The 25,800-nt window shown below is 74.5% G+C and carries 21 protein-coding genes; 5 read left to right on the top strand and 16 right to left on the bottom strand.

Annotated elements, in window-relative coordinates; all coding sequences use genetic code 11:
- Positions 1–265: 265 nt before the first annotated feature.
- On the bottom strand, positions 266–964 hold the full coding sequence (locus ACWGJ2_RS05435) for a FadR/GntR family transcriptional regulator (RefSeq protein ID WP_453344620.1): 699 nt from the start codon (positions 962–964) through the stop codon (positions 266–268).
- A 213-nt stretch (positions 965–1,177) separates the two neighbouring features.
- Between ACWGJ2_RS05435 and ACWGJ2_RS05430 the strand changes: the two genes are divergently transcribed.
- On the top strand, positions 1,178–2,362 hold the full coding sequence (locus ACWGJ2_RS05430) for an aminotransferase class V-fold PLP-dependent enzyme (RefSeq protein WP_453344619.1): 1,185 nt from the start codon (positions 1,178–1,180) through the stop codon (positions 2,360–2,362).
- Positions 2,363–2,487: 125 nt separating this feature from the next.
- Positions 2,488–4,044, top strand: coding sequence for an APC family permease (locus tag ACWGJ2_RS05425; RefSeq protein WP_453344618.1), 1,557 nt, complete (start codon positions 2,488–2,490; stop codon positions 4,042–4,044).
- 24 nt (positions 4,045–4,068) lie between these two features.
- On the opposite strand, the gene ACWGJ2_RS05420 is transcribed toward ACWGJ2_RS05425, so the two are convergent.
- From ACWGJ2_RS05420 to ACWGJ2_RS05365, 12 genes are all read right to left on the bottom strand, one after another.
- On the bottom strand, positions 4,069–4,626 hold the full coding sequence (locus tag ACWGJ2_RS05420) for a hypothetical protein (protein ID WP_453344617.1): 558 nt from the start codon (positions 4,624–4,626) through the stop codon (positions 4,069–4,071).
- Between the two features lie 97 nt (positions 4,627–4,723).
- Positions 4,724–5,146: an STAS domain-containing protein gene (locus ACWGJ2_RS05415; RefSeq protein WP_453344616.1), complete on the bottom strand. Its 423-nt coding sequence runs from the start codon at positions 5,144–5,146 to the stop codon at positions 4,724–4,726.
- A 31-nt stretch (positions 5,147–5,177) separates the two neighbouring features.
- On the bottom strand, positions 5,178–7,022 hold the full coding sequence (locus ACWGJ2_RS05410) for an ABC transporter ATP-binding protein (RefSeq protein ID WP_453344615.1): 1,845 nt from the start codon (positions 7,020–7,022) through the stop codon (positions 5,178–5,180).
- Positions 7,001–7,882 carry an ABC transporter permease gene (locus tag ACWGJ2_RS05405; protein ID WP_453344614.1) on the bottom strand — a complete coding sequence of 294 codons (882 nt, stop codon included), beginning with the start codon at positions 7,880–7,882 and terminating at the stop codon, positions 7,001–7,003. The genes ACWGJ2_RS05410 and ACWGJ2_RS05405 overlap by 22 nt, the downstream gene beginning before the upstream one ends.
- Positions 7,879–8,829: an ABC transporter permease gene (locus tag ACWGJ2_RS05400; RefSeq protein WP_453344685.1), complete on the bottom strand. Its 951-nt coding sequence runs from the start codon at positions 8,827–8,829 to the stop codon at positions 7,879–7,881. The genes ACWGJ2_RS05405 and ACWGJ2_RS05400 overlap by 4 nt, the downstream gene beginning before the upstream one ends.
- Positions 8,830–8,897: 68 nt before the next feature.
- On the bottom strand, positions 8,898–10,538 hold the full coding sequence (locus tag ACWGJ2_RS05395) for an ABC transporter substrate-binding protein (protein WP_453344684.1): 1,641 nt from the start codon (positions 10,536–10,538) through the stop codon (positions 8,898–8,900).
- 134 nt (positions 10,539–10,672) lie between these two features.
- Positions 10,673–11,506 (bottom strand): class I SAM-dependent DNA methyltransferase, encoded by an 834-nt coding sequence (locus ACWGJ2_RS05390; RefSeq protein WP_453344613.1) that lies wholly within the window; start codon positions 11,504–11,506, stop codon positions 10,673–10,675.
- Between the two features lie 14 nt (positions 11,507–11,520).
- On the bottom strand, positions 11,521–12,798 hold the full coding sequence (locus ACWGJ2_RS05385; RefSeq protein WP_453344612.1) for an MFS transporter: 1,278 nt from the start codon (positions 12,796–12,798) through the stop codon (positions 11,521–11,523).
- Positions 12,782–13,954 carry a dipeptide epimerase gene (locus tag ACWGJ2_RS05380; protein ID WP_453344611.1) on the bottom strand — a complete coding sequence of 391 codons (1,173 nt, stop codon included), beginning with the start codon at positions 13,952–13,954 and terminating at the stop codon, positions 12,782–12,784. The genes ACWGJ2_RS05385 and ACWGJ2_RS05380 overlap by 17 nt, the downstream gene beginning before the upstream one ends.
- On the bottom strand, positions 13,951–15,150 hold the full coding sequence (locus ACWGJ2_RS05375; RefSeq protein WP_453344610.1) for a PLP-dependent cysteine synthase family protein: 1,200 nt from the start codon (positions 15,148–15,150) through the stop codon (positions 13,951–13,953). Before ACWGJ2_RS05375 ends, ACWGJ2_RS05380 begins: the two co-directional genes overlap by 4 nt.
- Positions 15,147–16,031, bottom strand: coding sequence for a Rossmann-like domain-containing protein (locus ACWGJ2_RS05370; RefSeq protein ID WP_453344609.1), 885 nt, complete (start codon positions 16,029–16,031; stop codon positions 15,147–15,149). Before ACWGJ2_RS05370 ends, ACWGJ2_RS05375 begins: the two co-directional genes overlap by 4 nt.
- A 47-nt stretch (positions 16,032–16,078) precedes the next feature.
- Positions 16,079–17,335: an ATP-grasp domain-containing protein gene (locus ACWGJ2_RS05365; protein ID WP_453344608.1), complete on the bottom strand. Its 1,257-nt coding sequence runs from the start codon at positions 17,333–17,335 to the stop codon at positions 16,079–16,081.
- Between the two features lie 171 nt (positions 17,336–17,506).
- Between ACWGJ2_RS05365 and ACWGJ2_RS05360 the strand changes: the two genes are divergently transcribed.
- Positions 17,507–19,084, top strand: coding sequence for an alpha/beta fold hydrolase (locus ACWGJ2_RS05360; RefSeq protein WP_453344607.1), 1,578 nt, complete (start codon positions 17,507–17,509; stop codon positions 19,082–19,084).
- A gap of 48 nt (positions 19,085–19,132) precedes the next feature.
- Here the strand turns inward: ACWGJ2_RS05360 and ACWGJ2_RS05355 are convergent, their stop codons facing one another.
- Entirely contained in the window at positions 19,133–19,504 is a 372-nt protein-coding gene (locus ACWGJ2_RS05355; protein WP_453344606.1) for an ArsR/SmtB family transcription factor, read from the bottom strand.
- 118 nt (positions 19,505–19,622) lie between these two features.
- Here ACWGJ2_RS05355 and ACWGJ2_RS05350 point away from each other — a divergent pair, with 118 nt between their 5' ends.
- Both ACWGJ2_RS05350 and ACWGJ2_RS05345 read left to right on the top strand, forming a co-directional pair.
- The gene (locus ACWGJ2_RS05350; protein WP_453344605.1) at positions 19,623–21,722 is read left to right on the top strand and encodes a heavy metal translocating P-type ATPase; all 2,100 of its coding nucleotides are present in this window, start codon (positions 19,623–19,625) and stop codon (positions 21,720–21,722) included.
- A gap of 394 nt (positions 21,723–22,116) precedes the next feature.
- Positions 22,117–22,848, top strand: a complete 732-nt coding sequence (locus ACWGJ2_RS05345) for a hypothetical protein (protein WP_453344683.1) — start codon at positions 22,117–22,119, stop codon at positions 22,846–22,848.
- A gap of 624 nt (positions 22,849–23,472) precedes the next feature.
- Here ACWGJ2_RS05345 and ACWGJ2_RS05340 read toward each other — a convergent pair.
- Together ACWGJ2_RS05340 and ACWGJ2_RS05335 are read right to left on the bottom strand one after the other, a co-directional pair.
- A complete protein-coding gene (locus ACWGJ2_RS05340) occupies positions 23,473–24,525 on the bottom strand; it encodes a Gfo/Idh/MocA family protein (protein WP_453344604.1) in 1,053 nt (350 codons plus the stop codon).
- Positions 24,526–24,818: 293 nt separating this feature from the next.
- Positions 24,819–25,727, bottom strand: a complete 909-nt coding sequence (locus tag ACWGJ2_RS05335; protein WP_453344603.1) for a GntR family transcriptional regulator — start codon at positions 25,725–25,727, stop codon at positions 24,819–24,821.
- Between the last annotated feature and the right edge of the window lie 73 nt (positions 25,728–25,800).

Here is a 25,800-nt window from a genome sequence, read left to right as displayed (position 1 = left end):
GACAACGGTCACAGCGCCAGGGTGACGGGAGGGTGGTGAAGGCGTACAGGGGGTCACGGAGGAGCACTGCGGCACGCGCCGCTCTCGGGGTGCGCCGTGGGCGGGCCGCTCGTGAGCCCCGGGCGGAGGGAGCGCGCGTGCTGTCGGGTGCTGGTGGCGGCGTGGGTGCGGGGAGGCGCTCGGGGCGGGCGGGCGGTTTCCACTGTCGCGGAACGCGCGGGCGCGGGCCGCTCCCGCGGCTCGTACCGGGGCTTTCCGTACCGGCTCAGTCCGTGCCGCGTACCACCGGTGACGGGCGCAGCCTGCGCAGCCAGTTCTCCGTGCGGGAGAGGTGGGCGCTGATGGCCGCCGAGGCGGCGGCCGGGTCCTTCGCGGCCAGCGCGTCGATCAGCGCCTCGTGTCCGAGATCGCTGAGGGCGCGGACCTGCGCGGCCTCCGGGGTGCCGTAGACGCTGTAGTGCCTGCCGCGCGAGCGCAGCACCCCGGCGAGCGCCGCCAGTGTCTCGTTGCCGCTGGCCTCGCACACGGTGGCGTGGAACTCGCGGTCCAGGGTGTGCAGTTCCTCCTCGTCCTCCGTGCGCGCGAGCCGGTCCTGGAGCGCCCGCAGCCGCGCGACGACCGCCTCGTCGGCGCGCGCCGCCGCCAGCGCGGCGGCGTGCGACTCCAGCGCCCTGCGCACGTCGTACAGCTCCAGCAGCCCGTCCAGCGGCAGTACGTCGACCGTCGCGGCGAACCCCGCCAGCATCTGCGCGGGCCGCAGCCCTGAGACGAACGTGCCCGCGCCGTGCCGGGACTCCAGCATGCCGAGCGCCGCGAGCGACCGTACGGCCTCCCGGAGCGAGCCGCGCGACACGCCCAGCCGGGCGCACAGTTCGGGCTCGGGCGGCAGTTGCTGGCCCGCGACCAGCTCGCCGCCGGCGATCATGGCGCGCAGTCCGCTCGCCGCCGTGTCGGTCGCCGCCATCCCCGTGCTCCTCCGCTCCGCGCCGCCCGCCGCTCGGGCCCCGCTTCCGCTCACTCTCCCGGCAACCATGGCACATCCGAGTCATCAGATGACTTACCGGAGCCGCCCGAAAGTCCGTGACGACGAATTTACACGCGACCCCTGTTCACAAGGCTCTTCGCGTTCTACCGTCCCGGGGACATCAAAAGTCATCGGACAACTCTGTGGAGTGGAATGACCTCCTCCCCCGCCGCCGCCCTCCGTCATGGCGCTCGTACCGCGCTGGACGACTGGGCACTCGACCCGGCCGTACGCCACCTCAACCACGGCTCCTTCGGTGCCGTCCCGCGCGCCGCGCTCGCCGAACAGCGGGCGCTGGCCGAGGAGATGGAGGCCGATCCCTGCCGCTGGTTCCGCGGCCTCCCCGAGCGCGTGGCGCGGGCCCGCACGGACGTGGCCCGCTATCTGCGTACCGGCGCCGACTCCCTCGCGCTCGTCGCGAACGCCAGCGCGGGTGTGAGCACCGTCCTCGGGTCCGTCGTCCTGCCGCGCGGCTCCGAGGTGCTGCTGACCGACCACACCTACGGTGCCGTCGCCATGGGCGCGGAGCGCGCCGCGCGGCGCGCCGGGGCGCGGGTGCGGACGCTGCACGTCCCGCTCGACGCGACAGCCGAGCAGGTCACGGCCCTCTTCGCTGACGCGCTCGGGCCTTCCGTCGCGCTCGTCGTCGTCGACCAGATCACCTCCCCCACCGCGCGCCTCTTCCCGGTGGGCGACATCGCGCGCCTCGCGCACGAGGCGGGCGCCCGCGTGCTCGTGGACGGCGCCCACGCTCCCGGCATGCTCGCCGATCCCGTCGGGCTGTCGGGCGAGGCCGACTACTGGGTCGGCAACCTGCACAAGTGGCCCTGCGCCCCGCGGGGCACGGCCGCGCTCGTGGCGCGCGGCGAGCAGGCGCAGGAGCTGTACCCGCTCACCGACTCGTGGGGCACGCCCGACCCGTTCCCCCAGCGCTTCGACCAGCAGGGCACCGTCGACCTGACCGCCTGGCTGGCGGCGCCCCGCGCGCTCGGGTTCGTCGAGGAGCGCTACGGGTGGGACGCGGCGCGCGCCCACATGGCACGGCTCGCCGAAGCGGGCCAGCGCACGGTGGCGCGGGCGCTCGACGCCGACCTGACGGCGGTCGCGGGCTGCGAGGCCCCCGCCATGCGGCTCGTTCCGCTGCCGCCCGAGCTGGCGACGGACCAGGAAGCGGCGCACGCGCTCCAGCGGCGCATCGCGGACACGACGGGCTGCGAGACGGCCGTCACCTGCTTCGGCGGACGCGGCTTCCTGCGCCTGTCCGCGCACCTCTACACGACCGAGGCCGACTTCGCGCTGCTGGCCGAGCGCGTGCCCGGCTGTCTGACGGCCGCGTAGACCCATAGGCGGCGGGCGGCGGGCGGCAACAGGGGTGCCCCGTCGCCGCGGAACGACAACCGCAGGACGACGAGAACCACAGGACGAGCAGCGGAGAAGCGGAACAGAAGGACGGGAAGGTCAGCGTGCGCACCAAATCCATCGAGGCGACCCTGCGGGACGCCGAACGGCCCTCGACACGGCTGGCCCGCTCCCTGGGCCCGCTCCAGCTCACGATGATGGGCATCGGCGTCACCATCGGCGGCGGCATCTTCGTGCTCACCGGCACGGCGGCGGCCAACTACGCGGGCCCCGCCATCGCGGTCTCCTTCGCGCTCGGCGCCCTCACCTCGGGGCTCGTGGCCCTGTGCTACATGGAGTTCGCGAGCACGGTGCCGGTCGCGGGCAGCGCGTACACCTTCGCCTACGTCTCCCTCGGCGAACTGGCCGCCTGGCTCATCGGCTGGGACCTCATCCTCGACATGACCATGGGTGCGGGGGCCGTGGCCAGCGGCTGGTCACAGTACGTCGCCGACTTCCTCGCGTCGTTCGGCGTCCACCTGCCCGCCTCGGTCGCGGGCCCCGAGGCGGTGGTCAACGTCCCGGCAGTGCTGATCATCCTCGTGCTGACCGCTGTGCTGGCCTCCGGTGTGCGGACCACGTCCCGCATCAACACGGCCATGACGCTGGTCAAGCTCGCGGCCATCCTGATCTTCCTCTGTGTCGGCGTCTTCCACATCGACACGGCCAACTGGGCCCCGTTCGTGCCCGCTTCGCAGCCGCCGGGCGGTGACGGCGGGGTGTGGGAGCAGCCGCTGCTGGGCTGGGCCGGGATCAGCACGAACGCCACGTTCGGGTTCGCGGGCATCCTCACGGGCGGTGCGATCGTCTTCGGCGCGTACTCCGGCTTCGACATCATGGCGAGCAGTGCCGAGGAGGCCAAGCGGCCCCAGCGCACCCTGCCGATCGCGCTGATGGCGACGGTCGTCGTGTGCGCCACGCTCTACGTCGCCGTCGCGCTGGTGGTCACCGGCATGGACCACTACACGCGGCTGGACAACGCGGCCCCCGTCACCGCCGCGCTGAAGGCCGTCGGGGCCGACTGGGCGGTGCGGGTCGTGGGCATCGGGGCCATCTGCGGGCTGACGACCGTCGTCATGATCATGCTGCTGGGGCAGAGCAGGGTCTTCCTCGCGATGAGCAGGGACAGGCTGCTGCCCGAGTGGTACTCGCGGGTCCACCCCGTGACGCGCAGCCCGCGCCGCATCACCTGGACGCTCGGGCTGCTCGTCGCCTTCATGACGGCGGTCCTGCCGATCCAGGACCTGGCCGAACTGGGCAACATCGGCATGCTGACCTCGTTCATCGCGGTCTGCGTCGGCGTGATGTACCTGCGCAGGGCACGCCCGGAACTGCGCCGCGGCTTCCGTACGCCATGGGTCCCGTTCCTGCCCGTGGTCGCGCTGCTGCTCTGCCTGCTCCTGGTGGGCAGCCTGCCGCTGATCACCTGGGCGCGGTTCCTGGGCTGGATGGCCGTGGGCCTGCTCATCTACGTGCTGTGGGGGCGCAAGCACAGCAGGGTCGCGACGGGTGAACTCGCGGCGGCGGACGGGGACGGCGGGCCCGGTGAGGGCGGCGGACCCGGGGAAGACACCTCGCTCGTCCCGACGGAGCCGGGCGGCACCGGAGCCGCCCGGCCATGAAGGGGCCGCCCTCTCCGGGCGGGGTCAGGTACGCGGCACGGGGTTGCCCCGTGCGGTGCCGTGCTCCTTCAGGAAGGCGCCCGCGTGGGCCGCGGCCTCTTCCCTCGTGCTGAAGGAGAGGGCGCCGTCGGCCTCCCCGTGCGCGCCGTCGGCACCCTGCCCGTTCCACCGCCAGCCGCCCCGCGCCGGGTCCCACGCCAACTCGGCGCTCCCGCCGAACAGTTCGACGGTGACCGGCTCCCACTCCGCCGCTGCCGCCGCCGATCTGCTCACGGCGTCGGGCCACTTCTTGCGGGCACCCTGCCGGGTGATGCCCCATGCGGCTCCCATGCGCTCGTAGCTGGCGCCGTAGGCACCGGCCGTGCGCGCCGCCTTCGCCGTCAGCCGCTCGACCTCCTCGTCCACCACCTTCCAGGCGGCCAGGACCGACAGGGCCACCTCGGCGGGGTCCGCGTCCCACATGCGCTCCTCCGGCAGCCCGGTCTCGCGGGCGCGCACCGCCGAGGCGAGCGGGTTGAGGGCGTCGCAGAGTGCCTCGGTGAGCGCGACCCGTTCGGCGCTGGTGATCTCGATGGATGCCATGGTGGCAACTTTAGTTTCCGCGCCGCTCGATCGGAAACTAAAGTTGTCGATTGGCATATGCCGATATCGTTCGAGGCCGCCCAGCGGCCCCGACGCCTCACAGCGTGGGCGGGACCGGGGAGGTGAGCAGGTCGAACGCGTCGTAGACCGTCGCGGCGAGCGTCAGGAACGGGATCGTGCCCGCGATCTCCAGCACCCGCCGCATCGGCGCGGGCACCCGGGCCAGCACGAGAGCCCCGCCCGTCTCGCGCACGGACATGTGCGTGGACAGCAGCGCGTTGAGCCCGGAGGAGTCGCAGAAGGTGATGCCGGAGCAGTCCGCGATGACGTGGTCGTGACCGGCGTCGCGCACCTCGGCGACCGCCCGCCGCCACACGTGCTCGCTGGCCAGGTCCAGCTCTCCGACGGGACACAGCAGCGCCATGCCGTCGCGTCCGCGCACGGGAGGGGGGATGAAGAGACCGGAACCCACCTCGGCGAACACGGGCTGCGGTTCCTTCGCGTCGTGGCCTGAGAGCATGTCACGTGATCTTGGCGCGCCAACTCCAAGATCACAAGCGGATCGCACGGTCCCGGTCCTGTGAACTCCCCGCTCCCGTCGCGGGGACGGCTCCGGGCGACGCCGGTCGGGGCACGTCTCGCGGGGGCACGTCGACGCCGCGGGCCGCGGCCACCAGCGAGGCCGTGAACGGGTGCCGGGGTGCGGTCAGTACGCGGGTGGCAGGGCCCTGTTCGACGATCTCGCCCGCGTCGAGCACGGCCACGCGGTCGGCCAGTGCCGCCGTGTCCAGGTCGTGCGTGATGAGGACGAGACTCATGCCGTCCCGCTCTTCCCGCGGCTCCGGGCCCGGCTCCGGGCCCGGCTCCGGCCGCCCATGTTCCTGCTCCCCCTCCTGTTCCCGCTCCGCGAGCAGGCCGACGAGCAGATCGAGCACGGCCGCGCGGGTGACCGTGTCCAGGCCCGAGGTGATCTCGTCGCACACGAGCACGCGGGGGCGGGCCGCCAACGCGCGGGCCAGCGCGGCGCGTTGCAGCTCGCCGCCCGAGAGCCCGCCGGGGCGGCGCGCGGCGAGCGACTCGTCCAGGCCGACGCGCGAGAGCGCGGCGCGCGCCTCGCGCAGCGCCTCCCGTGCGTCGGCCCCGCGCAGACGTACGGCGGTGCGCGCGACCTGCGACAGCACGTCGCGGTGCTCGTCGAAGGCGGCGCGCGCGTCCTGGAACACGTACTGCACCGCCGCCAGTTCCGCGCGCGTACGCGCCCGCAGGCCGCGTGGCAGCGGGGCACCGTCGAGCGTCACCTCGCCGTCCCAGTCGCGGTGCAGCCCGGACACGCAGCGGCCGAGGGTCGTCTTGCCGCTCCCCGACCGGCCGACGACCGCCAGGCACTCGCCCGGCGCCACCGCCAGCTCCGCCGCGCGCAGCGCGCGCACGGTGCCCCGGTCCCCGGCGCGGTCCCGGTAGCGGGCCACGTCCACGCGTACGCGCAGCCCGCGCGCGTCCGGCACCGGTCCCGGCCCCGGCCCCGGGACGGCCGCCTCCGCCTCTGACTCCGTGTCCGTGTCCGTATCCGTATCCGCGACGACGGGGCGCGGGACGCCGAACTTCGCGTCCGCAGCGAGGAGTTGACGGGTCCATGGGTCGCGGGGCCCGGCCAGCACGCGCCGTGCGGTTCCCCGCTCGACGACGCGCCCTTCCCTCATCACCACGACCTCGTCGGCCAGTTCGCGCACCACGTCCAGGTCATGGCTGAGGAGGAGCACGGCGATGCCGCGCCGTGCCACGGCCGCCAGCTCGGTCACGACGCGCCGCTTCGTCAGCGCGTCCTGACCTGTCGTCGGCTCGTCCGCGACGACCACCCGCGCGCCCAGCAGCAGTGCCTGTGCCAGCACGACCCGCTGCTGTTGCCCGCCCGAGAGCTGGTGCGGGTAGCGGCGCGTCACGTCGGCGCCGTCGGGGAGCTGGGCCGCCTCCAGCGCGCGCAGCACGCGCACACGTGCCTCGGCGCGACGTCGCCTCCAGCGCCCACGGCCCGCCTCGGCCCGCACCTGGGCGCGTGCGATGTCGTGGAGCAGCGCGCCCACCCTGCGCGCCGGGTTGAGGACGGCGGCCGGGTGCTGCGGCACATAGCCGACGAGGCCGCCGCCCGCGATCCGTACGTCGCCCTCCACCACCGCACCCGCCGGGTACTCGCCGAGCAGGGCGAGACCCGTCGTGGTCTTGCCGCTCCCCGACGCGCCCACCAGGGCAGTGACCGCACCGGCGCGGGCGCGCAGCGACACCCCGTCGACGATCGCCCGGCCGCCGATCTCCACCCGCAGCCCGTCGATCTCGGCCGCCACCTCGGCCTCCGTCTCGGCCACCGCGTCCCCGTCCGTCACTTGCGCCACGCCTTCCATGCCCCCGTCTTCGTCCTTGTCCTTCCGGCTCCGCCCCGGCCGCGCGCGAGCGCCGCGTCAAAGAGCAGGTTCGTGCCCATCGACAGGCACACGATCAGCAGCGCGGGCACCACCACGGCCCAGGGCTGGACGAAGAGCCCGGTGCGGTTCCTGTCCACCATCACGGCCCAGTCGGGGGCGTCAGGCGCGACGCCGACGCCCAGGAAGGAGGCCGTCGCCACCAGGTAGAGGACGCCCGTCATCCGTACGCCCGCGTCGGCCAGCAGCGTGCGCAGCGCGGACCGCGCCACGTAGCCGAGCGCCGTACGCACCCAGCTCTCGCCCTGCATCCGCAGCGCCTCCACCGCCGCGCGTGCGGCGATCTCGGCCGCCGTGGCGCGGACGATCCGCGTCGTGTCGGGGACGTTGACCAGCGCCACCAGCAGGGCGAGCCCCAGCGCTCCCGGCGAGAACACCGTCGCGACCAGCAGGACCATCAGCAGGGACGGCACGGCCAGCACCACGTCGAGCGGGCGCATCAGCAGTTCCTCCAGCCACGTGCGGTGCGTCAGCGCGGCGGCGAAGCCGAGGGGGAGCGAGACCGCGTACGCGAGGACCGTCGCCGCGAGCGCGACCAGCACCACGGACCTGCCGCCCAGCAGGACCTGCCGCCACACGTCGCGCCCGGTGAAGTCCGTGCCCAGCCAGTGCCCGTCGCCCAGCGTGAACGACGCGCCGCGCGCGCCCGCCTCGCCCGCGAACAGGGGCCCGAGCAGGGCGAGTACGAGCGGTACGCCCACACACAGCAGCCCCGCTCCGAACCGGCCCGGCCGGAACGCGGCACCGGCAACCCGCGCGGCGCCACCCGTATCCGCGTTCACGCCGCCACCCCCGCCCTCGGCGCGAGCCGGTGTGCGACGAGATCGGCGCCGAGGTTCAGCACCACCGTCACCACCCCGAAGACCACGGCGAGCCCCTGCACCACGGGCACGTCGCGCGCGGCGACCGCGTCCATCAGCACCGTGCCGAGCCCGGGGATCACGAACAGCGCCTCCACGACGATCACTCCGCCCAGCAGCCAGTCGACCGTGCGCGCCAACTGCTGGGTGGCGGGCGCGACGGCGTTCGGGAGAGCGTGCGCGAAACGGACGCGCGCGGCGGAGAGCCCGTACCGGCGCGCCTGCGCGACGTACGGGGAAGCCAGCGCGTCGATCATCCCGGCCCGCACCAGCCTGCTGAGGGAACAGACGGGACGGGCGAGCAGCACCACGACGGGCAGCACCAGCACCGCCGGATCGGCGGTCAGGTCGCTCCCGTAGCCGACGGCGGTCGGCGGCAGCCAGCCGAGCCGCAGCGCGAACACGACGACGAGCAGCACCCCGAAGGCGAACTCCGGCACCGCGTAGACGCCCAGCGTGAGGGAGCTGATCAGCCGGTCGACGCGCCCGCCCTCGCGCCGCGCCGCCAGCACCCCGAGCCCGACGGCGACGGGCACCAGCAGCACGACGGTCAGCCCGGCCAGCACCAGCGTGGGCCCGAAGCCCTCGCCGAGGTACCCGCTCACGGGACGGCCTGTGGCCAGCGAGGTGCCCAGGTCGCCGTGCGGCAGTCCGGCGGCCCAGTCGGCGAACCGCTCGTACGCGGGCCGGTCCAGGTCCAGCGACTCGCGGATCGCGGCGATGCGCGCCGGGTCGGGCTGGTCGCCCGCGAGCGCGACGGCCGCGTCCCCCGGCAGCGCCTCCGTCAGCGCGAAGACGAGCAGCACGACGGCCACCGTCTGGACCAGCCCGAGCAGCAGCCGTCTGAGCACCCACGAGCGCGGCCACACGACGCGCCCGGCCGACGCGGCAAGGGCGCGCAGGAGTGCTGCCGGGGCGAGAGCGGGGGCAGGTGGCGTCACGCCAGCCACACCTTGTCGAAGCGCGCCCAGTCCAGGGTGTTCGCGGGTGCCTCGCGGGCGACCCCGCCGACCTTCTTGGCCGTGCCGACGATCCAGTCCGCGAAACCCCACACCAGGAAGCCGCCCTCGGCGTGGAGGCGGCGCTGCATCCGTGCGTAGAGGTCGGCGCGCGCCGAGTCGTCGGCCGTGGACTGGGCCTCGTGGTAGAGCGCGTCGAAGTCCTTGTGCTGCCACTTGGTGGCGTTGGTGGTGGAGCCGGTCAGGAGCCGCTGGGATATGTGGGTGCCGATGGGCATGGCGCCCGAGCGGTAGGAGCACAGGGTGCCGGAGTCGAGGATGTCGCTCCAGTAGCTGTCGGGGTCCCCCTGCCTGACCTTGACGGTGACGCCCGCCTTCGCCGCCTGGTCGCGGAAGATGCCCGCCGCCTCGGTGAACCCGGCGGCGACGTCCGACGTGTCCAGGGTGACCTTCAGGTCCTCGGCCCCGGCCTTCTTGAGCAGCTCGCGCGCGCGGTCGAGGTCCTGTTCGCGCTGGGGGAGGTCGTCCGCGTAGTTCTCGTAGCCCTTGCCGAACAGGTCGTTGCCCTTCTCGCCCGCGCCGGAGAGCGCGCCCTTGACCAGCTCCTCGCGGTCGGCGATGAGGAAGAACGCCTCGCGGACGCGCTTGTCGTCGAAGGGCGGCCTGTCCGTCTTCATGGCGAACGCCTGCATGGCGCTGTTCTTGAGCCGCACGATCTCGATCTGGCCCTTGCCCTCGTGGGCGCGCGCCGTCGTCGGGGCCAGCTCGTGCGCGTACTCGACCTGCCCGCCCAGGAGCGCGTTGATCCGGGCCGACTCCTCGTTGACACCGACGAACTCCAGCTCGTCCAGGTACGCGGGGCCGTCCCAGTAGTCCTCGTACCGCTTGAGCACGGTGGAGGTGCCCGGCTTGAAGGAGACGAAGCGGAAGGGGCCCGAGCCGACGGGCTTGTCGAAGCGCTTCTCGTCCTCCCCGGAGCCCTCGGGCCCCTCGGGCACGATGTAGGCGCCGAAGGCGGCCATGACGTGGGGGAACTCGGCCGTCGGACGCTTGAGCCGGAACTCCACGACCCTCTTGCCGACGGCGCGGCTCTCCTCCAGATCGATGGGCTCCAGATCGGCCTTGGAACGGAACGCCTTCTTGGGGTCGGCGATCCGGCGGTAGCTGTAGAGCACGTCGGCCGCCGTGACGGGCTTTCCGTCGTGGAACGTGGCCTCGCGCAGGGTGACCTTCCAGCGGTCGAGCGCCTTGTTGGACTCCCACTTGGCGGCGAGGCGGGGTTCGGCCGACAGATCGGGACCGTAGTCGGCCAGCTTGTCGAAGAGCGCCTTGGCGCGGGCCACGTCGCCGAAGAGGTTGGCGAGGTGCGGGTCCAGGGTCTCGTTGGCGCCGCCGCCCGCGAAGGCGGCGCGCAGCCGTCCGCCGCGACGGGGCTTGCCGCCCCCGGCACCATCAGCACCGGCACCCCCGGACGCGCCGCCGCACCCGGCCAGCCCGAACGTCCCGAACGCCGCCACCCCCGCCCCTGCCCCCGCCGCGAGGAAGCCGCGACGGCGCAGTGCGGGGAACGCCGGGGAGGAGGCGGGGATGTGTTCGTGTTCGTGTTCGTGGTCACGCATCGCGGTCATGGCGGTGAACTCCTCGGGGAGGGGGTGAAGGTCAGGGGCGAGGGGCGAGGGAACGGATAACAGAATTGGTTATCTGTTAACTGAAAGCTGTTATCTGAAAGCCGTTATCTGAAATCTGTTATCCGTCAGTTCCTGCGGGCCACGACATGGAGGCGGTCCGCGTCCGCCGTGCGGCCCGGCTCGTCGCCCTCCGTCCAGCGGGGCTCCGTGCGAGGCCCGGGGCCGTCGTGCAGTTCGAGGACGGTGAAGCCGTGCACCGTCAGGAAGTAGCGCAGCTCCTGCGGGAACAGCAGTCGCCAGGCCGAGTGCTGCTCGCGCGGCGGGGAGCCGTCGTCGGCGGTCCACACGCGCCTGCGGCGCAGCAGTTGGGCGGTGCGGTCGGCCCAGAGGGTGGTGACGGAGCGGTAGCCGGTGCCGTGCCAGGTGAAGGAGTTCTCGGCGGGCGCGTCGAGGAGTTCCGTACGGCCGAGGAAGAAAGCACCGTTGCGCATCTCCGCGACGAGGAGGCCGCCGGGGTCGAGGGCGCGGTGGCAGGAGTCGAGGAAGCCGTCGAGTTCGTCGTTGCCGTGGCAGTAGAGCAGCGCGCTGTCGAGGCAGACGACGGAATCGAACGCGCCCGCGCCCAGGTCGAACCCGCGCAGGTCGGCGCGGGCGTAGGCGGGTCCGGGGTGGTGGGTGCGGGCGTGGGCGAGCATGGCCTCGGACAGGTCGGCGCCCACGACGTCACGTCCGGCCGCGTACAGGTGCGCCGCGTCGCGCCCCGTGCCGCAGCCCAGGTCCAGCACGCGCCGTCCGGCCCCGTGGCGGCGCAGGCAGTCCTCGGCCCAGCGTGCGGCGAGCCGTTCCCGGTCAGGGAAGCGTGCCTCGTACAGCGCGGGGTTGTCGGTGAGGAGATTGGCGCCGGGTGCGGCGTCGGCGTCGACGGGCCGCTCTCCGGTGGTGGACTGGTCGGTGGTCATGGTGGTGGTTCCCCTCACACTGAGGCCGGCGCGTGTGCCGCCGCCGGAGTGGCTCGTACGGGCAGTGCGCGCAGCCGTCGCAGCCAGCAGACCCCCGCGGCCGACAGCAGCCCGAAGCACAGGCAGCACACCCACGGCAGCCACGCGGCACCGCGCGCCGCGCCCGCGTCCATGGCCCAGCCGACCAGGGCGTTGCCGCCCGCCGCCGCGATGCCGGAGACGACGTAGAAGACCCCGAAGTAGGTGCCGGTCAGCTCGGCGCGGCCGAAGTCGGGTATCAGCTCCATGACGAAGGGCTGGGCGATCATCACACCGAGATAGAGCAGCAGCGCCCCGCACAGGACGGGCAGCAGCGCGAGCAGCACCTGTCCCGTGCCCCCGCCGGTGTGCGCGCGGTCCTGCCCCGCGACCAGCAGCGGCGGCACGAAGGCCAGCCCCATCAGGCCCACGCCCGCGCTTATCCAGATGCCTCTGCCGCCGCGCCGCTTGAGTATTCGGGTCAGGCGCATCTGGAGGCCGAGGTTGGCGAGGGTGCCGACGAGGAAGACCAGTCCCGCCGCGCCCGCCCAGCCGGTGGCGGCGCGGGCTCCGTCGGGCAGCAGCAGGTAGAGCTGGTTCTCCATGGTGAACATGCCGACCATGGCGAGCGCGAAGGCCAGGAACGCGCGATTGGCGAGGACTTCGCGCCAGTCCCCCAGCACGCTGCCGCGCGCCGGAGGCACCTCGCGCGCGGGGAGCACCATGGCCTGCGCGACGGTGAGCAGCCCGAAGAGTGCGGCGGCGGTGAGCGCGGAGGCGCGGAAGTCGACGAGGAGCAGCGCGCTGCCGAGCAGCGGGCCGACGAGCGCTCCGGTCGTCGCGAACACGTTGAACAGCGCGAACGCCTCGGCCTTCCGCTCCCCCGCCTCCTGCGCGAGATACGCGCGTACGGCGGGGTTGAAGAGGGCCCCGGCGAACCCGCTCAGCACGGAGGCCGCCAGCAGTACCCCGAGCCCGTCGCCGAGCGCGAACAGGCCGAAGCCCACGGTCCGCAGGGCGCATCCGGCGATGATCACGCGGCGCGCGCCGAGCCGGTCGGCGGCCGAGCCGCCGATGATGAAGAGCCCCTGCTGGCTGAGGTTGCGGACGCCGAGGACGATGCCGACGACGGCCGCCGACATCCCCAGGTCCTCGCCGAGGTGGGTGGCGAGGTAGGGGATGAGGAGGTAGAAGCCGGTGTTGACGCCGAGCTGGTTGACCAGGAGGAGGCGTATCGCGAGCGGGAACTCCCGCATCTCACGCCACGTCTGCACGCTGGGGCCTTTCCGGGTGGGTGGGGTGTGCGGAACGCGTGGACCCTTCGGGCGCGGGCTCCTCGGGCGCGGGCCGGACGCCCAGGCCCGCGCGGTCGCTCGCCCGTACCGTCCCGTCCGTGCCGCCGATGCCCGTCCAGGGATCGTGCGCGAGGAGCAGGTGCCCGTCCAGGTCGGCCCAGCGGGCGCGGCCCGCGAGATGCACGGCGGGCGCGATGCCGAGGGAGCTGGCGGTGAGGCAGCCGAGCATCAGCTCCGTGCCGGTCCCGGCGAGCAGTTCCGCGATGCGCAGGGCCGCGTGGACGCCGCCGCACTTGGCGAGCTTGACGTTGACGCCGTGCACACGGCCCGCGAGGCGCCGGGCGTCCTCGAAGGTCACCGCGTCCTCGTCGGCGATGACCGGCAGCGGCGACGCCTCGGCGAGCCTGGCCAGCGCCTCGGGGTCGCCGGGCGCCAGGGGCTGTTCGACGGCCTCGACGCCGAGTTCGGCGAACCTGGGCAGCAGCCGCAGCGCCTGCTCCGGCGTCCACGCGCCATTGGGGTCGAGCAGGACGCGCACGTGAGGGGCGTGGTCGCGGATGGCGCGTACGCGGGCGAGGTCGTCCTCCGGGTCAGGCGCGCCCGCCTTGGCCTTGAGCAGGGTGAAGCCGCTCTCGGCGAGGCAGTGCGCGAGGACGGCGGCGCGCTCGGTCGTCGTGATGCCGATGGTGCGCGCGGTCGGCGCGCAGGGCGGCGCGAAGGAGCCCAGCAGGCGGTGCACGGGGGCGCCCGCGCGCTTGCCCGCGAGGTCGAGCAGCGCCGACTCGACGGCGGCGACGACGGCCCCTGGCACCCCCGCCCCCCTGTCCGCACCCGCACGCGCACGCGCACCCGCGCTCGTATCCGCACCGGCCCACGGGAACCCGTCCTCGCGCAGCGCGTCCAACGCGGCCTCCGGGTCGGGGCAATGTTCCAGGCCCGTGCCCGCCTCGGTCAGCAGCCGGGTCAGGGTGTCGGCGTCGAGCCCGTAGTACGCGCTGGCCACGGCCTCACCGTGCCCGCGCAGCCCGCCGTGCTCGACGGTGAACCAGACCGCGTCGCGCGCTGTCATGGTGGAGCGGGAGATGCGCAGGGGTTCGGCGAGCCGGAGCCGGACGGTACGGACGGCGGTCTTCATGACAGGGCCTCCCTGGTGGACGTCGAAGGACCGGGCGCCCCCGGCCGGGCAGCCGGAACCGCGCCCGCGCCCGGAAACGCGGCCGGAAAAACGGAGGTCCCGCGCGGCTCGGCCTTCGGATCGAGGACGGTCGCGCAGCGCGTCCAGCCCGTCGCCTCGGCGGCACGCGGATGCGGGATCTCGACGGGCCGGGTCGCGGCGCTCGCGGGGTCGATGCCGTGCGCGGTGGTGAAGTCGTCGTCGTAGACGGTGCCGAGGTAGCGGTGCGGCCCGTCGGGGAAGACGGTGGCGACGACCGCGCCCGGGTGGACGCGCGCGGCCCACGCCGCGACCAGCGCGGCGGCCCCCGTGCTCCAGCCGCCGCTGACGAAGCTGCCGCGCGCGAGCCGTCGGCAGGCGTCCGCCGACTCGGCCGGGCCGACCCAGTGGACCTCGTCGAAGGCGTCGTAGGCGACGTTGCGCGGGTGGATGCTGCTGCCGAGCCCGCGCATCAGACGGGGCCTGGCGGGCTGCCCGAAGATGGTCGAACCGGTGGCGTCGACCCCGATCAGCCGCAGCCGCGGCCAGTGGCGGCGCAGCGGCGCGACGATGCCCGCGCTGTGCCCGCCCGTGCCGACGCTGCACACCAGCACGTCCAAGTGGTCGAGCTGGCTGGCGAGTTCGGCGGCGAGGGAGGCGTACCCCGCGGTGTTGTCGGGGTTGTTGTACTGGTCGGGCCAGTACGCGCCGGGCAGTGTGGCCAGCAGCTCCCGCAGCCGCCGCAGCCGCGCCGCCTGCCAGCCGCCGCGCTCGGCGGGACGGTCGACCAGCTCCAGCCGTGCCCCGTAAGCGCGCAGCAACTGCCGCATGGAGGGCTCCAGTTCGGTGTCGCCCACCAGCACGACGGGGTGGCCGAGCGCCTGCCCTGCGAAGGCGAGGCCGATGCCGAGGGTGCCGGAGGTGGACTCCACCACGGGTGCGCCGGGCGGGAGTTCGCCGCGTTCGCGGGCGCCCATGAGCATGGAGACGGCGGCCCGCGCCTTCATGCCGCCCGCGCCCAGCCCTTCGAGCTTGGCCCAGAAGCCGGGCTGCGCGCAGGGCAGGTCGCTGGTGATGCGGGCGAGCGGGGTACGGCCGACGAGCGCGAGCAGGTCGGGGTTGGCGGTGGCGGGGCGCGCCGCGCCGGGCGCGGCACCTGCCGTGGCGGCCGGGGTCATGAGGCGGCTCCGTGACGGCCGACGGCACCGGATCGACCGACGGTGCCGTAGCGGTGGACGGTGCCGGGGCCGCCGTCGAGCCAGAAGAACGGGTACGGCTCGGCGCACACCGCGCTCACTCCGGAGTCCAGCAGTCTGGGCAGCACGGCGCTGCCGGTCTGCGCGAACATCACGAGCGGGATGCCGCGCCGCACCGCGCACCGGCGCAGCGCCTCGAAGCTGCCGTTGCCGAGCGTCATGCCGGAGGCGAGCACCGCGTCGCAGCGCTCCGACTCCGCCTCCGCCCGCGCGTCGGTGCGCACGGGTTCGCCCCACTCGGTCTCGCCGCCCTTGAGGTCGCAGGGCACGTAGCGCAGGCCGCGCGAACGCAGCGCCTCCAGCAGCGAGTTGACGACGCCGACGACGAGCACGGTGGCGCCGGGTGCCACGTCGAGCAGGTCCACGACGGCCCGCGCCCGCGCCCGCGACTTCTCCAGCGAGCTGCCCGCCGCCAGCGCGTAGGGGCTGGCGCCGTGTTCGGGCGTGTGCGGCAGTACGTGCATGAGGTAGGCGTCCAGCGCGGCCGTGCGCACGGCGGGCAGCGGGTGCCCGAGGAGGGTGGCGACGTCCGCGCCGACGCACGCGTCGAGCGCCGCCGCGGGCAGTTCGCCCGGCTCCGTCGCGCACGAGCCGACGGCCGAGCCGAGACGGAGGCTGAGCACCTCGTTGCGGTAGCCGGAGCCGCGCCCTTCATGGCGTACGGCCTGGCTGGTCGAGAAGGCCACGGTGATCCGCAGCCCGGCGGGGTCGGGCCCGAACGCGCCGTCCCGCACCCGCCGCACGAGCCGCCCGACCGCGTCGCCCTCGCCGGGTCCTGTAGCCGTGCCGGGGGCCGCAGCCACGTCGGATCCCACAGCCTCGCCAGGCCCCGTCGCCGTGCCGGGGGCCGTCATCGGCGGGCCACCCGGGGGCTGACGGCGGACAGCAGGGCCTCGACGCGCTCGCGTGCCGCACCGCCCTCGGGGTCGGCGGCCATGACGTGGCCGAGGTAGGTGTTGTTGCTGTCGGCGGGCTTGACCGCCGTGCCCGCCTTCGCGAACTGGACCTCCAGCACTCCGGGGCACTCCTCCAGCGCCTCGGCCCCGTCGAAGCCCTCCAGCACGCCCTCCTCCTCCGGCAGGAGGAAGCCGATGGCGGCGCTGTCCACGCCCGTGGCACGCGGCCCGAGTTCGGGCGCGCGGCCCAGCGCGACGTCGACGCAGGCGGCGGCGAGGTCGATGCCGGTGACGTGGCGTACGAGTTCGGTGATGCGGTTGCCCGCGGGGCGCGGGTTGACCTCGACGACGCGGGGCCCGTCCGGGGTCAGCTTGATCTCGGTGTGCGCGACGACCTGGTCGAGCCCGAGGCCCTTGAGCGCCGCCAGCGCCGTGTCCGCCGCCGCCTCGGCCTGTCCGGGGGCGAGCCGTGCGGGGAACATGTGCCCCGTCTCGACGAAGGCGGGCGCGCCGCCGAGGCTCTTGTCGGTGACGCCGACGACGTGCGCCGTCCCCGCGAAGGACACGGTCTCGACGCTGACCTCGGGCCCTTCGAGCAGTTCCTCCAGCAGGACGGAGGTCACCCGGCGCTGGCCGCGCGCGTTGACGGGGAAGCCGTCGAGGTCGCGGTAGGCGCGGGCGAGCGCGGCCTCGTCGTCCACGCGGCGCACGTACATCCCGGCGCACAGGTCGACCGGCTTGAGCACCAGCGGGTAGCCGATCTCGCGGGCCGACGACACCGCCGCGGCCCAGTCCGTGCAGACCGCGAAGCGCGGCCCCGGCACCCCGGCGTCGGCCAGGGCGCGGCGCGTCTCGTCCTTGCGGCAGGCGCGGGCCACGGAGCCGGCCGAGGGCCCCGGGAGCCCGAGGTGTTCCGCGAGGCGGGCGACGGTGGGCAGGTAGTAGTCGCAGGACGTGAGGACCCCGTCAAACCCGAACACCTCGTGCAGCTTCTCCACGTGGGGCAGCAGCGTGTCGGTGGCGTTCGTCTCGGCCGTGAGGACGTTGCACGCGCCGAGCAGCGGATGCGCCACCCCCTCGGGCGCCGACCTCAGATAGTGGTGCAGGTCCCTGGTGAGGAACGTGAACTCGTGCCCGTCCTCCCGGATCGCACGAGGCAGCAGCCTGCTCATCGATCCGACCCAGCTCTCGACCATCAGCAGATGACCCACGACTCTCCCTCGCCTCGCGATGGCACGCCTACGCACACGGGTCCCGCGCGCCGGTTTCCGGGGCGGGCCGTGTTGACCGAGCACACACGCTATCGATAATCATTTTCAATGTCATGTCGTTCGCGCGCCACTCTCCGACGCGCCCCCGCCCCTCACCCCGATTGCGAGACCGTGCCCTCCCCCCTCATATCCCGGCTCATCTCCCGCCGCCCGCGCCGGACTTCCCTGCTCCGCGCGCTCCTCGCGGGCGCCGCCGTCGCAACGACGGTGGCCCCCTCCGCGCCATCCGTCCCCTCCACGCCCGGCCCCGCCCGCGCGGATGTCGCCTTCGGCGACTGCCCCGGCTCCGTGCCCGCTCCCCCGGCCCCCGACCGGGTGGAGTGCGGCACGGTGCGCGTACCGCTGGACCACGGCCACCCCGAAGGGCGGCACCTGGACATCGCCGTCTCGCGCGTGCCCGCCTCCGGCACGCCCGGAGAACGGCGCGGCGTCCTCCTCGTCAACCCAGGCGGGCCGGGCGGCTCCGGCCTGTCGTACGCGGTGACCAAGCGCGCCAAGCTCCCCGAGCGGGTGCGGCGCGCCTACGACGTCATCGGCTTCGACCCGCGCGGCGTCGGCCACAGCGCACCCGCCGACTGCGGCAACATGGGCGGCCTGTTCGACGCGCCGGGCGCCGACCCGGTACCGCGTGGACGGGAAGCCGAGCGCGCGTATCTCGCCTCGCAGCGGCGCATGGCCGACGACTGCGCGCGGGGCGCGGGCGAGGCGCTGCCGCACCTGTCCACGACGGAGACCGCGCACGACATGGACGACATCCGCGCGGCACTCGGCGAGCCACGTATCGCCTACCTCGGCGTCAGCTACGGCACCTACCTCGGCGCCGCCTACGCCGCCCTCCATCCGCACCGGACGGGGCCGATGGTGCTGGACAGCGTGGTGGGCCCCTGGGACTGGCACGAGTTCGACGTACGGCAGGCCCGCGCGCTGCTGCGCCAGCGCCAGACCCTCTTCGGCTGGCTCGCGGACGGCGGCGGCGAGGGTTCCGGGCACTCCGCCCGCTCCGGTCGCCCCGGGCGCTCCGGGCTCGGCGGTACGGCGAAGGAGGTGCGCGCCTCGTACGCGAAGGTGCGCGCGGGGCTCGCGGCGCGGCCCGTCGACGGGTTCGGCCCGGCGGAGTTCGACCGCGCCGTCTACCGCGCGCTCGGCCGCACCGAGCGCTGGGCGGGGCTCGGCGAGGGGCTGCGCGCGTATCTGCGCGACGGCGACGTGGCGGGGCTGCGGCCCGAGGACCCCTTCGACGGGCCCGAGTCGCGCAACTACGAGGCCGCGAACCGCACCGTCAAGTGCGCCGACGGGCCAGGGCCCAGCCCGTCCCGCGTACTGCGCGACATCCGCGCGCTGCGGCGCGCCGACCCGCTGCCCGTCCTCACCGGACTTGAGGCGTCAGCGTGCGCGTACTGGTCCCACACGCCCGCGCACCGCACCCCGCTCAGCGCGCCGCACGCGCCGCCGGTGCTGCTGGTCGCCTCGGAACACGACCCCGTCACGCCGATCGAGGGCGCGCGTGAGCTGCGCGCGGGTCTGCCGCCGGGCTCCCGGCTGGTGACACTGCGGAAGGACTACTCCCACGGCGTCTTCGCCAGTCGCGGCAACGACTGCGTGGACGGCACAGTGGCGGCGTACCTGACGGGGGACGGCGCGCCTGACGCGGACGTGCGGTGCGAGGGGCCAGGGCTGCCGAGGCCGTAGCGACGGCTTCGCTACGGCCCCCGTACTCAGGGCCGGCCTCGCGGGGTCTCAGCCCTGGGTGCGGGGGCCCGAGGCGTGGTCGCGGACGCCGAGGCTCAGATGCTCGATGTGGTAGACGGCCTCGTCGAGCAGCTGGGCCACATGGTTGTCGTGGAGGCTGTAGACGATGCGGCGCCCCTGGCGCTCGCTGCCGACGAGGCTCAGCGCGCGCAGCAGCCGCAACTGGTGCGAGACCGCCGACTGCTCCATGCCGACCGCCTCGGCCAGCTCCGTGACGGGGAGCGGCCCCTCCCGCAGACGCGCCAGGATCAGCAGGCGCGAGGGGGTCGCCAGCGCCTGGAGGGTGGCGGCGACGGACGCCGCGCTCTCCGCGTCCAGCTTGGCAGCCGGGGCGCCCTGGCCTTCCACTCCGTGTCCCATGACAGGCATGGTACGGTCCGAGCAATACATGAAGACGTGTTCATGTATACACTTCTTCCTGTGGACCGCCGCAACTGGTCCCGTACTCCGCACGCACACCGCCGAGGTGCCCTCCGTCATGGCGATGACCCGTATCGACCGCCTGCCCGAAGCCCGCTGGGCGGGGGCCGCGGCGGTGGCCTTCCTGCTCGGGCTGACGCTCGACCTCTCCCCCGCGCCCGCGTGGTACGCCTGGGCCTGCTACGCCCTCTGCTACGCGGCGGGCGGCTGGGAGCCCGCGAAGGAGGGGCTTGCCGCGCTGCGCGAGAAGACCCTCGACGTGGACCTGCTGATGGTCGTCGCCGCGCTCGGCGCCGCCGCCATCGGGCAGCCACTGGAGGGCGCGCTGCTGATCGTCATCTTCGCGACGTCCGGCGCGCTGGAGGCGTTCGCGACGCAGCGCACCGCCGACTCCGTACGCGGTCTCCTCGACCTCGCCCCCCAGCGGGCCACCCGCGTCACAGCGGACGGAGCCGAAGAGTCCGTGGAGACGCGGCACCTGGTGCCGGGAGACATCGTCCTCGTGCGGCCCGGCGAGCGCGTCGGCGCCGACGGCACGGTCCTGGCGGGCGCCAGCGACGTGGACCAGGCGACCGTCACGGGCGAGCCGCTGCCCGTGCCCAGGTCCGTGGGCGACGAGGTCTTCGCCGGAACGCTCAACGGTAGCGGCTCGCTGCGCCTGCGCGTCACGCGCGCGGCCGAGGAGTCCGTCATCGCGCGCATCGTCGCCATGGTGGAGGAGGCCAGCCGCACCAAGGCGCCGGGGCAGCTCTTCGTCGAGAAGGTCGAGCAGCGCTACGCGCTGGGCATGGTCGCGGCGACGGTCGCCGTCTTCGCCGTGCCACTGGCCTTCGGCGCGGAGCTGGCGGCGGCGCTGACGCGGGCCATGACGTTCATGATCGTGGCCTCGCCCTGCGCGCTCGTCCTCGCCACCATGCCGCCGCTGCTCGCGGCCATCGCCAACGCGGGGCGGCACGGCGTGCTGGTCAAGTCGGCCGCCGTGATGGAACGGCTGGGGACGGTCACCCGGGTCGCGTTCGACAAGACGGGGACGCTGACGGAGGGCGCCCCACGACTCGTCGAGGCACGGCCCGTCGCGGACGGGGCCGTCGCAGGCGGGGCCCGTGCGGACGGGGCCCGTGCGGACGGGGCCCGTGCGGACGGGGCCGGTACGGCGGTGGCCGCCGACCGTCTGCTGGCGCTCGCCGCCGCGGCCGAGCGCGACAGCGAGCACCCGCTGGCGCGCGCCGTCGTCACGTCGGCCCGCGAGCGGGGCCTCCCCGTGCTCCCCGCGCGGGAGTTCACGGCCCGGCCCGGGCGCGGGGTGAGCGCCGAGGTCGAGGGCGTACGCGTGGAGGTCGGCGCGCCCACCCGAGCGGTCACGCGGACACCCGCGTCCGCGCCCGTACGGGTGCCCGCGTACGGGCCGGAGCCGTCGGCGGACGGGGCGCAGGGCGCCGCGAACGGCGAACTCGGGCAACCCGACGCGCTCGGCGAACCCGGCGAACCCGGCGAACTCGGCACGCTCGTCGGCGAGATCGAGGGCGCGGGGCTGACGGGAGCCGTCGTGCTGGTCGACGGGGTGCCCGCCGGGGTGCTGGCGTTCGAGGACCGGCCCAGGCCGCAGGCGCGGGCCGCCGTCGGCCGACTTCGTGAACTCACGCACAGGGCACCCCTGCTGCTCACCGGCGACCACCACGGCGCGGCCCTGCGGCTGGCGACGGAGACCGGGGTCGGCGAGGTACGGGCCGGGCTGCTGCCCGACGAGAAGGCCGAGGCCGTACGGGCCGAGGAGGCATCGGGGCAGCGCCTGCTGTTCGTCGGCGACGGCGTCAACGACGCGCCCGCGCTCGCCTCAGCGCACACGGGGCTCGCCATGGGCCGCGCCGGCTCGGACCTCGCGCTGGAGAGCGCGGACGCCGTGCTCGTACGCGACGAACTCGGCGCCGTGCCCGCCGTCGTCGCCCTCTCGCGGCGCGCGCGGCGCCTCGTGAAGCAGAACCTGGTCATCGCGGGCACGGCGATCGCGGTGCTGGTGGCCTGGGACCTCCTCGGGACGCTGCCGCTGCCGCTGGGAGTGGCGGGACACGAGGGGTCGACGGTGCTGGTCGGGCTGAACGGGCTGCGGTTGCTGCGCGACAGCGCTTGGCAGACAGGCCCCTCGGGTAAAACTTTGTGAACTGATTCACACCAGCCCCTTGGCCCCGGGCGTCACTCCGTGCTGAGATGCGCTCACATCCGGCTCGAAGCTCGACGGTGCGCTTGGGGAGGACACTGTGGCGGAGACCGCCATGTCACGTTCGTCACGTTCGGTACGGCTGGATCCCGGAGGCGGAGGAGACCGCCTCCCCGCGTTCAACGAGGAGGTCGTCACGGGCGGTCCGGCGAAGGGTCGCACACGGGGGTCGGCGGCGGGCCCGCCGGAAGAGACGACGGAGAGCGGAACGGAGAGCACGGGGAAGGGTTCGGGGGCAGGAGATCCGGCGGAGGGTGCGGCAGTGGACACGGTGACAGGTCCGACAGGTCCGACGGGTCCGACAGGCCCCGCGGGAGACGCGGCGAAGGGCCCGGCACTGGACGCCGCGGTGTGGCGGCTGAGGTCGCGCGGCTGCTGGGACGACGCCGCCGTACTGCTGGAGCCGTACGCCGAGACCGACCCGGACGCCTCGGTACGGCGCGCCGCGCTGCTCGTGGAACGGTGCATGTTCACGGGCGAGGGCTGGGCAGCGGCCGAGGACGCGCTGCGGGTGGCCGAGGCGGTGGCGCACCACGACGACGAGCGGGGCGCCGCGGCCTGCGAACGCGGCCATCTCGCGTACGCGTCCACGGTGCTGGGCGTGCGCGACCGCGCCGACGAGGCACGCGCCGCGCTCGGCAGAGCGGCGGCGCTGCTCGCGCCCGCCGCGCACGGGCGGGCCTCGCTGGACTTCCGGCGCGGGCTCGTCGCGGAGCACCTGAGCGACAACCCCCAGGCGGCGCGGGCCGCTTACCGCCGCGCCCACGCCGGGGCCACGGCGCACGGGGACACGCTGCTGTGCTCGTTCACCTGGCGGCACCTGGCCGGGCTCGCGCTACGGGACGGCGAACTGGCCGAGGCACGGCACGGGTTCACCGAGTCGCTGCGGCTGCGCGAGGAGCTGGGGTTCCTCGTCGGAATGGCCCCCGCGCTCGCGGCACTGGCCGACGCACAGCCCGAGCCCGAGTCCGGCCGCCTGCGCGCGGAGGCAGCCCGCCTCTTCCGCCTCCTCGACGGCATCCCCACCTGGCTCGCCGACCACCTCCCGCCCCCCGACACCGACGCATAGCGGACTTGCCGGGCCGGACGCACCAGACCTGGCAGATGCGCCCGGCCCGGCGGACGTGCGGTGCCATGGAGCCCGCAACGGACCTGCCGGGCCGGGACATTGACCCGTCGCCCGACACCGACGCACAGCGAACCCGCCGGACGGGACCAGACGGACCCGGCCGAAGCGGCACCCGCAACGGACGCAGCGAGCCGGGGCGTTGGCCCTTCGCCCGACGTGCCCCGGCCCTCCGCGTCAGCCGGAGACGTCGAGCACTGGCTGTGGCCGACCTGCGGACCGGGACGTTGGCCCGCGGCCCGCCACCGGCGCGCAGCAGACCTGACGGACACGGCTGACGCGACGGACGCGCCGGGCACGGGCGTTGGCCCGCCGCCCGACACCGGCCGCATAGCGGACCTGCCACACCGGACCTGGCAGATGCGCCCGGCCCGGACGACACGGCCGACGCGCGGCAGCCACACCACCCGGAACGGGCGTAGCAAGCGCGGGCGTTGGCCCGCAGCCCGCCGCCGGCGCGTAGCGGACCTGGCCGACGCCGCCGACGCGCGGCAGCCACGTCACCCGCAACGGACGCGCCGGGCACGGGTGTTGGCCCGGCGGGCGGCCGTGCCACGGTCAGCCATGTCAGGTGGAGACGTCGGGTACCGGCGTCGGGCGGGAGCCGTTCGTCAGTGATGCGGCACCGGCAATTCCGACCAGTGATGCCGCGACGGCGGGCCGCACCGCTACCAGCGGTGGTTCGCCGTGCACGGCCGTGTCCCGGAACGCCTGGAGCATCCGCACCGTGCCCTCCGCCGAGCGCTCCACGGGCCGCCCGTCCAGCGTGTACGGGGGCGGTGTGCGTTCCTCCTCGCGGGTGCGGCCGTCGGGGGACGCCCACGCCTCCGTCCTGATCCGCACCGACCAGGCCCGCTCCCCGGGCGCGCGCACGGACTCCGCGAGCGCACGGGCTCCACGCACGGAGACCCAGCTCCAGTGGCTGTCCGGTTCGCCCTGGAGGAAGCCGTGCCGGGTGAGGGCCAGCGCGCCGGTGGACAGCCGTACGGCCATGACGACCGCGGCGCGCGGCTCGCTCTCGTCCGCCAGGAACGCCGTCACCTCCACGGGCCAGGCGTTCGTGAGCGCCAGCACCGGGGAGAGGGTGTGGGTGCAGTAGGCGGTGGGCGCGATGCGTCCGCGCCAGTGCGCGGGGTCGCCGACGAGCGCTGCGACGTCCTCGGGGGACATGCCGTGCAGGTAGTCGGCCTCGACCATGCCGATGCGGCCCAGTTCCCCGGCGTCGGCCGCCGCGCGCAGGAGGCGGACGTGCGGGTGGGCCACGTAGTTCTCGGCGAAGGAGTACGTGGCGGACGAGCGCTCCGTCGCGGCGATGAGCCGCCGCCCCTCCTCCTCGTCCGCGCACGCCGCGCTCTCGGACAGCACATGCACGCCACGTTCCAGGAAGGCGATGGCGAGCGGCGCGTGCGCGTCGAAGTCGTTGGCGAGCACCACTCCGTCGAGACGGTGCTCCAGGAGGTCCTGCCACCGTTCCGTCAGCACGGCGCCCGGCAGTTCGGTCCGGGCCGCGGCGCGCCGCCCGCCGTCGCGGTCGCACGCCGCCGCGACGTCCATGCCCAGCCGACGGCACCAGCCCGCCAGGTGCAGCCCCCGCCTCAGTCCGACCACGCCGATCCGCATACGCGGCATCCTGGCCCGGCACCCCTCCCCCGGAGCAACCGGTTTTCGGACAGGCGCCCGCCGGGGCCCGTTCGACGGGCCCCGGCGGGCATCGGCGGCCGCTGGGACAACAGCGGTCAGGGCGCGTCAGGAAATCACGGGTCCTCCAGAAGATGTGGGCGTCCGTCCGTTTCCGGACCCGTCTCACGCTAAGTGCCCGCGCGTCAGCGGACATCCGCCGTCGGAACGATCGCGATCTCTTACCAGAGATAGAGAGCCGGGCCGCAGCCCGGACGGGGCTTCGACGGCCCGCCCTAACCGGCCGCGGCGACGTGCTCGCGCAGCACACGTTCCGCCGTGACGAGGTCGCGGCACTGGAGAGCGTCGAGCAGCGCCAGGTGCTCGGACGCCTCGCCCAGCAGCTCGGCGGCGCACGCCGCCTTCGCACCCGCACCCGGTGCCGCCGTGCGGGCCGGGCAGCGCTGGGCGCGCAACTGGACGTCCTCGGCGACCTCGGCCAGTCGCCGGTTGCCCGTCAGCTCCAGCAGGGCGCGGTGGAAGACGCGGTCGGCGGCGGCGTACGCGCTGCGGTCGCCGCGCGCCGCCGCCGTCAGGGTGTCGTCGGCGAGGGGGCGCAGGTCGTCCCAGCGCTCGGGCGGCACCGTACGGGCGAGCCGCAGCACCGCGGGAACCTCCAGCATCACCCGTATCTCGGCGAGTTCGGCGAGGTCGCGCGCGCTGCACTCGGCGACGCGGAAGCCGCGGTTGGGCACGGTCTCGACCGAGCCCTCGCTGGCGAGCTGCTGCATGGCCTCGCGCACGGGCGTCGGGGAGACGCCGAAGCGTTCGGCGAGCGCGGGCGCCGAGTAGACCTCGCCGGAGGCGAGTTCGCCGGAGAGCAGCGCGTCGCGCAGCGCGGAGAGGATCTGGGCGCGTACGGAGTGACGTTCCGGCAGCTTCGGCTTCACCGCTCCGGGCGCGCCGGGAGCCAGTACGCGGGCAGCGGCGGGCGCGGGGACACGTCCGGCAGAGGGAGCGGGGGCGGCGGGGCGCTCGGGCGGGGCCGTCGCCGTGCCCGGCGGTGCCGGTTCACTGTGCACGTGTTCACCGCGCGCCGCCGGATCGCCGTCGGCCCGCGAGGCGGGCCCCGGCTGGGCGGGGACGCGGGTCCGGAGCGCGTTACGTCCGGGCCGTATGGGCCCCTCCGCTCGGGTCTGCTCCATCTGTCCCCTCCTGGTGTCGATGAGCACGATAGGCGGAGGAGCCGCGAGATCAAACCTCGATCTTTTCGGGTAA

It is taken from the genome of Streptomyces sp. NPDC054796 (genome assembly GCF_053611545.1).
Note: the sequence above shows the minus strand (reverse complement) of the source record. Positions and strands in the feature narration are given on the sequence as shown.

Bases quoted from the DNA above. Each gene is read 5' to 3' on its own strand.
- ACWGJ2_RS05335 (WP_453344603.1), bottom strand. From the start codon at position 25,727: ATGGAGCAGACCCGAGCGGAGGGGCCCATACGGCCCGGACGTAACGCG.
- ACWGJ2_RS05410 (WP_453344615.1), bottom strand. From the start codon at position 7,022: ATGGAAGGCGTGGCGCAAGTGACGGACGGGGACGCGGTGGCCGAGACG.
- ACWGJ2_RS05430 (WP_453344619.1), top strand. From the start codon at position 1,178: ATGACCTCCTCCCCCGCCGCCGCCCTCCGTCATGGCGCTCGTACCGCG.
- ACWGJ2_RS05420 (WP_453344617.1), bottom strand. From the start codon at position 4,626: ATGGCATCCATCGAGATCACCAGCGCCGAACGGGTCGCGCTCACCGAG.
- ACWGJ2_RS05350 (WP_453344605.1), top strand. From the start codon at position 19,623: ATGGCGATGACCCGTATCGACCGCCTGCCCGAAGCCCGCTGGGCGGGG.
- ACWGJ2_RS05340 (WP_453344604.1), bottom strand. From the start codon at position 24,525: ATGCGGATCGGCGTGGTCGGACTGAGGCGGGGGCTGCACCTGGCGGGC.
- ACWGJ2_RS05355 (WP_453344606.1), bottom strand. From the start codon at position 19,504: ATGGGACACGGAGTGGAAGGCCAGGGCGCCCCGGCTGCCAAGCTGGAC.
- ACWGJ2_RS05435 (WP_453344620.1), bottom strand. From the start codon at position 964: ATGGCGGCGACCGACACGGCGGCGAGCGGACTGCGCGCCATGATCGCC.
- ACWGJ2_RS05390 (WP_453344613.1), bottom strand. From the start codon at position 11,506: ATGACCACCGACCAGTCCACCACCGGAGAGCGGCCCGTCGACGCCGAC.
- ACWGJ2_RS05380 (WP_453344611.1), bottom strand. From the start codon at position 13,954: ATGAAGACCGCCGTCCGTACCGTCCGGCTCCGGCTCGCCGAACCCCTG.
- ACWGJ2_RS05395 (WP_453344684.1), bottom strand. From the start codon at position 10,538: ATGCGTGACCACGAACACGAACACGAACACATCCCCGCCTCCTCCCCG.
- ACWGJ2_RS05415 (WP_453344616.1), bottom strand. From the start codon at position 5,146: ATGCTCTCAGGCCACGACGCGAAGGAACCGCAGCCCGTGTTCGCCGAG.
- ACWGJ2_RS05375 (WP_453344610.1), bottom strand. From the start codon at position 15,150: ATGACCCCGGCCGCCACGGCAGGTGCCGCGCCCGGCGCGGCGCGCCCC.